The sequence below is a fragment of the Roseovarius sp. SK2 genome, assembly GCF_028807495.1.
Taxonomy (GTDB): domain Bacteria; phylum Pseudomonadota; class Alphaproteobacteria; order Rhodobacterales; family Rhodobacteraceae; genus Roseovarius; species Roseovarius confluentis.
In genome coordinates, this window is record NZ_JARAMK010000010.1 from 39,672 (window position 1) to 49,656 (window position 9,985).

Consider the following 9,985-nt stretch of genomic DNA (forward strand, 5'->3'; position numbering starts at 1 on the left):
GCGTTTGAGGGTGGGAGGTATCTGGCGAGGTCAGCGGTGCAGACCAATCCGCGACGGGTACTCAGGAAGTCAGCCGCTGCAAGGGTGTGGCGCACGCGCTGCTCGCCGGTCATTTGATCAAGATTCAGCATTTAACCGGCCCCCCATCTTTCAAGGTGTACCAAGTGTCAGGCTCAATCCCGCCTTGACCGGCAATACCGGCCCATACGCGCAGAATTTCATCGGTCTCAATATTGCGTTCGCAAAGGAACAGTGCGCACCCCTCGCGGCCCATGACCTTTCCAGCATATCCAGAAGCCATAGCCGCGCCGCTGATGCCGGTTGCACTGGCCGCGCCTCTGTCGCCGGTTGCACTGGCCGCGCCGCTGTCGCCGGTTGCACTGGCCGCGCCTCTGTCGCCGGTTGCACTGGCCGCGCCTCTGTCGCCGGTTGCACTGGCCGCGCCGCTGTCGCCGGTTGCACTGGCCGCGCCTCTGTAGCCGGTTGCACTGGCCGCGCCTCTGTCGCCGGTTGCACTGGCCGCGCCTCTGTAGCCGGTTGCACTGGCCGCGCCTCTGTCGCCGGTTGCACTGGCCGCGCCTCTGTCGCCGGTTGCACTGGCCGCGCCTCTGTAGCCGGTTGCACTGGCCGCGCCTCTGTCGCCGGTTGCACTGGCCGCGCCTCTGTCGCCGGTTGCACTGGCCGCGCCTCCGATGCCGGTTGCACTGGCCGCGCCTCTGATGCCGGTTGCACTGGCCGCGCCTCCGATGCCGGTTGCACTGGCCGCGCCTCTGTCGCCGGTTGCACTGGCCGCGCCTCTGTAGCCGGTTGCACTGGCCGCGCCTCTGTCGCCGGTTGCACTGGCCGCGCCTCTGTCGCCGGTTGCACTGGCCGCGCCTCTGTCGCCGGTTGCTTTAGCGGCCTCACGTTCCTTGGTGGCCGTAGATTTTTTGAGCCATTTCGCCGCGTCAAATACGTGCTTTACAGCCGCTTCGACCATCTCGGAAATGTGCAGTTCCGCTTTGATCGTGATTTCAGCGCCGCAAACCTTGGTGTCGCCGTCATGTTCGTCCTGAACCTCGGGGAATTCGACAAGCGCGAACTTGGACTCGGCTGCGGGGTAGTAATTCAACACATCCAGAGGATGTAGGCAGGCGTGAAAGCCGGAACCGCAAATCTCTATTTTGCCTTCATGGGTGTAGGTCTTGCCGACTTCGTATTGAAAGTCTCGGCAGGTCCAGTCGCTGTTGAAGGCTTTGTATGCTGTGACGCTCATGTCAGTCTCCCAAGTGTTGATCCAGATCCGCTTCGGGTCTGGGCTTGGGAGTAAGGTAAATGTGAAAAATCACACCGTCAAGATAAAATGTGTGAAAAATCTCATTTTGAAGATTCGACATGCCCGGCTACCATTCCCTTTTAGGGAGAAGGTAATGAGAAATTTAACACAGTTTCAGGAAGTGGCCGGGCTTATTGCTCTTCGGCTGGCGCAGGCGGAAAAGCCTTCATTGCGGATAGAAGCCGCTCTTGCCCATCTTCGTCGTATTGAGACAGAAATGCGGACAGATCAGAGCGAATCTTTGGACGCGGGCCGAGGCCCATCATCTCGCCAGGGTCGCGATCCAAAGCCCTAGCTATCTTGAAGACGCTAGAAAGTTTGGGGCTTTTGACGCGTCCTTCACGGAAGTCCGTTACCATACGGCGGTTCACGCCAGCCTTTAAAGAAAGCTTCGTGTCATTAAGGTCAGGGTCCGCATCGACTGCGGCTATGACCTTCCGAATAAATGTTTCGCTGGCTTGATCGTCCATAGTGAGAAATTTACCGCAGACCGCGCCGGGTTGCGAATGTGAAGTTTCTCGTTGCGCCGTGTGATAAATCACACTACAATCCCCCTATGAGCAATGTCGATCAATTGAAAACCAGGATTGAGGCGGCTGCCGGTATCCTCGGGGTGGCACCTAGCACCGTAGGCGAACGCGCGGGGCAGGGCGGTCAATTCTACAAGCGTCTTTGTGAGGGGAAACGGGTTTGGCCGGAAACGGCTAAGTCTGTTCTCGCGCGACTTGATGAAATGGTTTCTGAACACAATGCCCGCCCTGAAAGTGAATGCGAGATTTCACATGGGGGCGCAAAGGTTTCTGTTCAAGGTGGGGTTGGGAAATGACCAAAACAGCCCTCTACCGCCACTACGACTCCGCAGGCACGTTGCTCTACGTGGGTATCACTAGCTCACCCAGCAGACGAATAGCCTGCCACAAGAACGCGTCCGACTGGTTTTACCGCGTAGCCAATATTTCCTTAGATTGGCACGACACACTTCAAGACGCAAAGAGGGCGGAGCGCGAAGCAATACGGGAAGAGGCCCCGGCGATGAATATCGCGCTTCAACAAAACTCGCCCAAGGAGCGTCATAGCTTCCCCGAAGGTCTTATAGGCCGGTTCGGAACGGTCGAGGCTTTTGCCGAAGCTGCGTCTGCGCATGAGTTGGCCCCCAAGAAGCTTAACGGCTCCAAGCGTACGCTGGACCGCGCCGCTGTCTATATGTGGAAGCACAGAGGTCACGTACCTTTTATGTGGCAGCCCGTTGTTGAAGCACTTTCTCAGCCGGAGGCCGCACAATGAGCACTCAAAGAACCCCGCCCCGGTCGGGTCATACCGGGTTCTACTCCCTGTCTCAACTACCGCTGGCCTTCGGGCTGGCGGGCTTTTCTGACGTGGGGGCGGCATGACCAATTCCCGCAACAAAGGCGCTGCGTTTGAGCGTGAGGTCGCAAAGGAACTGTTCCTGCTGACCGGCATCAGCCTGAAGCGTGACCTGGATCAATACCGCGCAAGCGACCTTGGCGACCTGATCTGCGACGATCCGGCGTTCCCCTTTGTGTGCGAGTGCAAAAGGTACGCCAACGGCGGCTTTCAATCCGCATGGTGGTCGCAAGCCTACAAAGCTGCACTGGCCGTGAACAAACGAGCTGCCGTTATTTATCGCTTTGACCGCCAACCCATCCGTGTGCGCGTTCAGCTTCGCGCCGCAATGGAATGCATCAGCCGCCGCAACTGGTCGGCAGAAGATCAGCACATGATCGACATGGACCTTGAGGGGTTCGCGTACCTGATCCGTGAGGGGATGGCATGAATAGAAGCCGGGGTATCGCGCTTTGCGCGATGGGTCGCTCTACCCGCTGCACCCCGGCTTCATCCGAAGCGCAGCGAATGAGCACAAGCAGCATAGGAGCAAAATATGCAAATCATTAAAGCAAGTGACCGGATGAAAGAGAGGGGCGGCATCAAGGCTGCGCTTTTCGGCCCGTCTGGCATCGGCAAGACGACGCTCTTGAAGTCGCTCGACGCCGACAAAACCCTGTTCTTCGACTTGGAGGCCGGTGATTTGGCCGTTGAAGGCTGGCCCGGTGACGCGGTGCGCCCGCGTACATGGGACGACTGCCGCACACTTGCGGCTCTGATCAGCGGCCCGAATCCGGCGCTGCGCGATGAACAACCTTACAGCCAAGCGCACTTCAACCATATCAACGCCAATGGCGAGGCCGAGCAATTTGCCGGATACGAAACGATTTTCATCGACTCGATCACCGTGGCCGGTCGGCTGTGCTTCCAGTGGGCGCAAGGCCAACCCGAGGCGTTCAGCGAGCGCAGCGGTAAGCCCGACACGCGCGGCGCATATGGGTTGCATGGCCGTGAAATGCTGGCTTGGCTGTCCTGCCTGCAACACGCCCGCGACCGTAACGTGATCTTTGTCGGCATTCTCGACCAGAAAGAGGACGATTACGGGCGTTCCAATTGGGTGCCGCAAATCGAAGGCTCCAAGGTTGGCCGGGAACTGCCCGGCATCGTGGACCAGGTCATCACGTACCAGGAAATCCAGGCCGAGGACGGAGCGAAGTTTCGCGGGCTTGTCTGCACATCTCCGAACCCGTGGGGCTACCCCGCCAAGGATCGGAGTGGACGGCTGGATCAGATCGAAAAGCCGCACCTTGGCGAACTGTTCGACAAGATCAAGAACGGCCAGCGCCATGACGCCATGCAGACGGACATTCCTGAAAAACAGGAGGACGCGGCATGAGCAATATGAAGCCCGCCGATGAACTTCTGTTCGTGCGCCAGAAAATCAAGGAACTGAAGGCGCGAGAAGAGGAACTGAAAAACGGCTTCAAAGCCGGTGATCTCGATGAGGCTGGCGACTTTGCCGTTGTCAGCATCGGCAACAGGGCCACCAAGCGCTTTGACCGCAAGGCCGCCGAAGAGAAGCACGGCGACCTTTCCGACTTCGATGTGGCCGGTGAAAGCACCGTGATCAATGTCGAAGAACTCGAAAACCCCGACGCAGCATAAGGAGCAAACTCATGTCGTGGATGAACTTTAACGATGCAGACGAGCAAACGGGCGGCGATGTAATCCCGCACAAGACACTGGCCAAGGTTCATATGAAGATCCGGGCCGGTAGCCACAACGACGAAGCCAAAGGCTGGACCGGTGGCATGGCCACGCGGAACGATGGTTCCGGCGCGGTTTACCTCGATTGCGAATTCACCGTGATGGGCGGCAAGTACAACAAGCGCAAGGTTTGGTCGCTTGTGGGCCTGCACTCACCCAAGGGGCCGAAGTGGGAGCAGATGGGGCGCAGCTTCATCCGCGCCGCACTGGAAAGCGCACGCGGCATTCGCCCCCAGGACACAAGCGAACAGGCCATGAAGGCCCGTCAGATCAACGGCCTTGCCGATCTGGATGGGTTGGAATTCGTGGCGCAAATCGACGTTGAAAAGGCGGAACCCGGCTCTGAATACGGTGACAAAAACAAGATCAACACCGTCATTCCGGTCACGCACAAGGATTACACAGCCTTGATGAGCGGACAGGAGCCGAGCGGGGGCAACAGCGCAGCGAATAGCGCTCCCCCGCCATCGAGCAGCGGTGCGACCAGTGGCGGAACGCCAGCATGGGCGCAGTAGGCCGCAAAAGCAAGAAGGGGGCGCAAAGCGCACCCCCTTCCGCTGCCGATCAGGCAGACGCTCTCGCCCTCGATAAGGCCGTCCAAACCATGATCGAGGGACCATTGAGCAATTGGGACCATACGCGCCCTCTTGGCTCTTTGAACAGAGCGGATCTGCGCAAACTCGCCGTAGCCTGCCTTACGGGGTGGGTTCTGCAAAGGGCCATCAACGGATGCACATCGGACACAAGAGAAAGCGACCTGACTTTCGGTGCATAGTGTGTGGCTCCAATCTGGGGGCCGAGCCTTGGCTTGGCCTTCCAGATGACCCGCACACCGCTTGTGGCTGTTACCCGTCGAAAGGGGAAAAGAGCATGATTACCAAACCGACGACAGAAGAAAAAATACAGGCCATCCTGGACGCCCGAGCGCCGGTTGCGGAATACCTGCAATCTATTGGCAAGGTCGAAGCCTTCGACACCTTCAGCAAGGATGACATCTGCGGATTGATCCGGGCCGCGCATGAGGGTGTGCAGAAAGGCCTACGCTCCCAGATGCAAAATTCGTTTGACGACGAAATTTCGTTTTGAGGTCGCGCAATGGTTCTCGACTTCAACTCACATAACACACTGGCGGATCGCTTCGTTGACTTGATCGACGCAGCGATTGGCAGAAAAGCCAGCCAAGAAAAGCCGCGCAACTACCTTGGTGGCTCACTGATTGGTGAGCCGTGCCTGCGCCGCCTTCAATACGAATTTAAGAACGCGCCCAAGGATGAGGGCGCGGACTTCACCCCACGAACACGCCGGATTTTTCGGCGCGGCCATGAGGGTGAAGAATGGATGATCGACTGGATCAGGGAAGCAGGGTTCGACCTCAAGACGCACAAGGCTTCAGGTGGTCAATTTGGCTTCGCGGACTGCGACGACAGATTCAAGGGCCACATTGATGGCGTGATTGTCAGCGGGCCGGATGGCTTCGCATACCCTGCACTTTGGGAAAACAAGGTGCTTGGGGCGAAAGGCTTCAACCAACTCAAGAAACACGGGATCAAAAAAGCATATCCGAAGTACGCGGCACAGGTCGCAACGTACCAGGCATATATGCAGCTTGCAGAACACCCTGCATTCTTCACGGCCCTCAACGCTGACACGATGGAAATCCATCTGGATCTTGTGCCGTTTGATCAGGAGTTGGCGCAAACCAGCATCGACAAGGCCGCAACGGTTCTGGCGGCATGTGACCACCAAGAAGACTTGCCCCGCGCGTCAAACGACCCCGCAGCGTTTGTCTGCAAGTTCTGCCCCTACCACGGGGAGTGCTGGAAATAATGCTTTTGGACTTCAACAACGCCGCACCACAGACGGCGGAAGGGACAGAAACGCCAGGCTGGGCCAAGAACAGCTACACGCGGGAAGATGTTCTGAACAGCATCATGCCGCGCCTGGAGAGCGTTCTTGGATACCTTTATCCCAACGGATTTGCAGATCCAAAGGGGCGAGCGTTCTATATTGGCAATGCCAGCGGAGATGCCGGGCAAAGCTTGAATATCGTTCTGAACGGCGACAGGGCCGGTCTGTGGCATGACTTCGCCACAGGTGATGGAGGGGATATATTCGACCTTTGGAAGTCTGCAAGAGGCTTCACGAATTTTGCCGACACCTTGCAGGACATGGGAGACTATTCCGGCGCAGCTGGAAACGCTCCGCGCCGTGCACCCAAGCGTAAAGCACCGGATGGCGGGGAAGGGTGGGGCGCACCTGTCGCAACATACAACTACACCGACGCCAAGGGCAGCATCATTGCCCAGGTCGATCGGTTCGAGTGGCTGGATGGCACAAAGCAGCGCAAGGCTTTTCGCCCTTGGGACGCCACACGGCGCAAGTATGAGGCCCCGGAGCCTCGCCCCCTCTACAACCTGCCACAGGTCGTCAGAGAGCCGGAAATCGTGCTTGTGGAGGGCGAGAAGTGTGCCGACGCGCTGAACGCAGCGGGGATCTGTGCCACAACCGCCATGAACGGCAGCAATGCCCCGGTCGAGCAAACCGACTGGACCGCCCTCAGTGGCCGCAAGGTGCTTATCTGGCCTGACAACGACGAAACGGGCCACAAGTACGCAGAGGCCGCAAGACAAGCTGTTTCATACGCCGGGGCGCACGCTGTCAGCGTGCTTCGCATCCCGGCTGACAAGCCGGAAAAGTGGGACGCTGCAGACGCTGCGCAAGAGGGCGCAGACCTGCGCGGCCTTATCAACACGATGCGCGGGGAAACAGCACAAGCTGAACGTGACGGCCTGCCCGCCGTTGCTCCGTTTCGCTCATGGGAGGAAATGGAGGAAGAGAGCATACCGGCCAGGGACTTCCTTTATGGCAATCATTACATTCGTAAATTTGCCTCTGTGACGGTCGCGCCCGGTGGTCTCGGAAAATCCACGTTGGTTCTTGTCGAGTGCATCGCAATGGCAACCGGACGTGATTTGCTAGGCACGCGCCCGAACAATCTTTGCAAGGTCATATACTTCAACGCCGAAGATCCACTGGATGAAATCCAGCGCCGTATTCTCGCAGTTTGCAGCTTCTTCAACATTCCGCAGCGGGAACTTGTGGGCCAACTGTTTATCGCTTCTGGCCGGGATCAGGAACTTATTCTGTCGCGCGGTGATATTGGTGAAATCAATGAGCCTGTCTTTGGCCTGATCGAGCGATACTGCGAAGCCGAGGCGATTGACGTTGTGGCCTTCGACCCGCTGGCCAACATGACAGACGCGCCGGAAACCAACGACGCCTTTCGCCGCCTTGGCCGTCGCCTGTCCCGCCTGGCAGACGCCATGAATGTATCCGTTGAACTGGTGCACCACACACGCAAACTGAACGGCGGTGAGGCGTCCGTAGAGGACAGCCGGGGCGGTAGTGCCCTGATAGGCGCTGTGCGGGCCGGTCGCGCCCTTAATCCCATGACGCCGGATGAGGCCGCCAAGGCCGGTCTGGACACACACATAGACCATTTCAGGATCGAGGCTGCAGGCAAGAACAACCTGAGCCGCAGTGCACCGCACGCCACATGGTTCAAACGCCTGGGTGTCCAGCTTCGCAACGGTGACAACGTGGCCGTCATAGAGCCGTGGCAATGGCCCGATGCTTTCGATGGTATCAGCGCCGAACAAGCCGCCGCATGTCAGGCTGCTGTGATCGGCTGCGTGAAGCCCCCCAGGGCGCACCACCAAGCCAAGAACTGGATTGGATACCTGCTTGCGGAAACGCTTAGAATCGACGTCGAAAGCAAGTCAGGGCGCACCCGCATCAACACCATAATCAAGCGCTGGATTGCCGAAGATGTGCTTCGGCTGGACCACGAGAAAGACCCCAGAACGGGCCGCGATGTGCCGGTTGTAATGGCTGGCGACAACGATCTGCGGGAGGTGTCATAATGGCCAATTTCCACACTAGCCACACTAAATCCACACTAACCACCACACTAGTGTGGAGCACCTTATCACCACACCACCACACCCCTCTCTATGGGGTGTGGGGTGTGTGGTGTGGTGCTGTTTGCCAATTAACCAGCAAATCCACACTCCACACTAATCCACACTAACCGAGCGAAAGGAAGCGGCATGAGCAACTACAAGAAAACCTGCATATTCCCCGGCTGCGGCAACACCGCCGGGTATGAAGGCCAGAAGTGCCGCAAGCACCGTTACCGCACAATTCCGAAGGAGGGCCTCAGGGTCGTCCAGGTAGAGCGCAGCATTCTAGGATGCAGCGGGGCAGAGTTAACGCACAAGATGGATGTGTCGCTGGTGGCAGAGCCGTGGGAGGTGGTGTAATGACTTGGGCAACGGTAATCGCACTGTTCAACAAAACTCATTATGCCGTGCAGCCGTGGATCGACGCCGGAGCGACGGTCTACATGTTCGATCTTTTGCACGATGGATACGAGCAAGATGGCAACGTGTATCGCATCAAGGCGGATCTTGACCCTGGCGCAAGCGGATGGCTGGCTGTGGAAAGCGCCATGCGCAACGCCAAGGGCAAGCGGATTGGCCTGGCATTCCCGCCGTGTGATGGGTTGACCAGCAGCGGAGCGCGGCATTTTGCGGGCAAGGCGCTGGCCGACCCGATGTTTCAACAGACCGCTGTTCGCCGGGCGACGTTGGCGGCTGAAACCTTTGAACGCCACGGATTTGCGTATTTCATAGAAAACCCCAAGGGCAGGCTTTCCACCCTATGGCGCAAACCTGACCACTATTGGGACCCGAATGATTTCGGTGGCTATCTGCCCGAAAACGACACACACCCGGAGTGGCCGGAATACATTGCGCCAAGGGATGCCTACCCCAAGGGTAGCGGTGCTTGGCTTGGTGGCGGCTTTGTGTGGCCCGAGAAAAAGCCGGTGCCTCCTGAGATACTGGAGCGCGTAACCGCGTCAGGCCGGACAATTCGTGGATCACGCCAGTTTATGAAGCTGGGCGGCAAGAGCGCCAAGACAAAGGCAATCAGGAACGCCAGCCCGCGCGGAATTTTTCGGGCGGTTTTCGAGGCAAACGGCATGGAGGCGCAGGCATGACCCGATACGACACGCAAACAGAAACCGTGCACCGCTACCAGCGCGAAAACTTCCGCCTGCAAGAGCGGGTGGTCGCGCAGCAGGACATCATCAACAGGCAAGACGAAGCACTGACGCGGCAGCGTGAGCAAATCGAGCAACTGACAGACCGCGTGGAGTGGCTGGAAAGCCCGCAGCACAGGGCGGAATTGCATTTTGGAGGGCAGGGGTGATGGATGACTACGCCATTGAATGGCAGGGCACACCACAGCGGGATCTGGACGAGGTGTTGCGAGAAGACTTGGACCTTTGGCTTGATGGAAAGCCTGAGGGGCTGGTTTCACACGTAATGATGGTCGGTGGTGCCGAGTATGGGTCTGATGGCCCATGTGTGGCCGCGACGTGGTGCGACCACCGCCAGTGCATTGTCGCGGAATTTCATCAGAACGCAAAGTGGACAACGCTTGAAGAAATACTGTGCGGAACGAGGGACGAGCAATGAAGGCATACACAAAAGC

At 58.3% G+C, this 9,985-nt stretch carries 14 protein-coding genes; 12 read left to right on the forward strand and 2 right to left on the reverse strand.

Going from position 1 to position 9,985, the window contains the following annotated elements; genetic code table 11:
* Nucleotides 1–124: 124 nt before the first annotated feature.
* Both PVV74_RS17215 and PVV74_RS17220 read right to left on the reverse strand, forming a co-directional pair.
* Entirely contained in the window at nucleotides 125–1,255 is a 1,131-nt protein-coding gene (locus PVV74_RS17215) for a DUF7666 domain-containing protein (protein WP_274594072.1), read from the reverse strand.
* A 191-nt stretch (nucleotides 1,256–1,446) separates the two neighbouring features.
* On the reverse strand, nucleotides 1,447–1,857 hold the full coding sequence (locus tag PVV74_RS17220; RefSeq protein WP_274594073.1) for a helix-turn-helix domain-containing protein: 411 nt from the start codon (nucleotides 1,855–1,857) through the stop codon (nucleotides 1,447–1,449).
* Between the two features lie 280 nt (nucleotides 1,858–2,137).
* On the opposite strand from PVV74_RS17220, the gene PVV74_RS17225 reads away from it, so the two are divergent.
* The 12 genes from PVV74_RS17225 to PVV74_RS17280 all read left to right on the forward strand — a co-directional run bounded on the left by PVV74_RS17225 (nucleotide 2,138) and on the right by PVV74_RS17280 (nucleotide 9,969).
* Nucleotides 2,138–2,599, forward strand: a complete 462-nt coding sequence (locus PVV74_RS17225; RefSeq protein WP_274594074.1) for a hypothetical protein — start codon at nucleotides 2,138–2,140, stop codon at nucleotides 2,597–2,599.
* Between the two features lie 103 nt (nucleotides 2,600–2,702).
* Entirely contained in the window at nucleotides 2,703–3,110 is a 408-nt protein-coding gene (locus PVV74_RS17230; RefSeq protein WP_274594075.1) for a putative PDDEXK endonuclease, read from the forward strand.
* Between the two features lie 105 nt (nucleotides 3,111–3,215).
* The gene (locus PVV74_RS17235) at nucleotides 3,216–4,055 is read left to right on the forward strand and encodes an ATP-binding protein (protein WP_274594076.1); all 840 of its coding nucleotides are present in this window, start codon (nucleotides 3,216–3,218) and stop codon (nucleotides 4,053–4,055) included.
* A 5-nt stretch (nucleotides 4,056–4,060) separates the two neighbouring features.
* The gene (locus PVV74_RS17240) at nucleotides 4,061–4,324 is read left to right on the forward strand and encodes a hypothetical protein (protein ID WP_274594077.1); all 264 of its coding nucleotides are present in this window, start codon (nucleotides 4,061–4,063) and stop codon (nucleotides 4,322–4,324) included.
* An 11-nt stretch (nucleotides 4,325–4,335) separates the two neighbouring features.
* Nucleotides 4,336–4,941, forward strand: coding sequence for a hypothetical protein (locus tag PVV74_RS17245; RefSeq protein WP_274594078.1), 606 nt, complete (start codon nucleotides 4,336–4,338; stop codon nucleotides 4,939–4,941).
* 355 nt (nucleotides 4,942–5,296) lie between these two features.
* Nucleotides 5,297–5,512 (forward strand): DUF6511 domain-containing protein, encoded by a 216-nt coding sequence (locus PVV74_RS17250; protein ID WP_274594079.1) that lies wholly within the window; start codon nucleotides 5,297–5,299, stop codon nucleotides 5,510–5,512.
* A gap of 9 nt (nucleotides 5,513–5,521) precedes the next feature.
* On the forward strand, nucleotides 5,522–6,253 hold the full coding sequence (locus PVV74_RS17255; RefSeq protein WP_274594080.1) for a hypothetical protein: 732 nt from the start codon (nucleotides 5,522–5,524) through the stop codon (nucleotides 6,251–6,253).
* The gene (locus PVV74_RS17260) at nucleotides 6,253–8,349 is read left to right on the forward strand and encodes an AAA family ATPase (RefSeq protein ID WP_274594081.1); all 2,097 of its coding nucleotides are present in this window, start codon (nucleotides 6,253–6,255) and stop codon (nucleotides 8,347–8,349) included. The genes PVV74_RS17255 and PVV74_RS17260 overlap by 1 nt, the downstream gene beginning before the upstream one ends.
* Before the next feature lie 186 nt (nucleotides 8,350–8,535).
* A complete protein-coding gene (locus PVV74_RS17265; protein WP_274594082.1) occupies nucleotides 8,536–8,748 on the forward strand; it encodes a hypothetical protein in 213 nt (70 codons plus the stop codon).
* Nucleotides 8,748–9,488: a hypothetical protein gene (locus PVV74_RS17270; RefSeq protein WP_274594083.1), complete on the forward strand. Its 741-nt coding sequence runs from the start codon at nucleotides 8,748–8,750 to the stop codon at nucleotides 9,486–9,488. The genes PVV74_RS17265 and PVV74_RS17270 overlap by 1 nt, the downstream gene beginning before the upstream one ends.
* Entirely contained in the window at nucleotides 9,485–9,700 is a 216-nt protein-coding gene (locus PVV74_RS17275; protein WP_274594084.1) for a hypothetical protein, read from the forward strand. Before PVV74_RS17270 ends, PVV74_RS17275 begins: the two co-directional genes overlap by 4 nt.
* Nucleotides 9,700–9,969: a hypothetical protein gene (locus tag PVV74_RS17280; RefSeq protein ID WP_274594085.1), complete on the forward strand. Its 270-nt coding sequence runs from the start codon at nucleotides 9,700–9,702 to the stop codon at nucleotides 9,967–9,969. Before PVV74_RS17275 ends, PVV74_RS17280 begins: the two co-directional genes overlap by 1 nt.
* The last annotated feature ends 16 nt before the right edge of the window (nucleotides 9,970–9,985 follow it).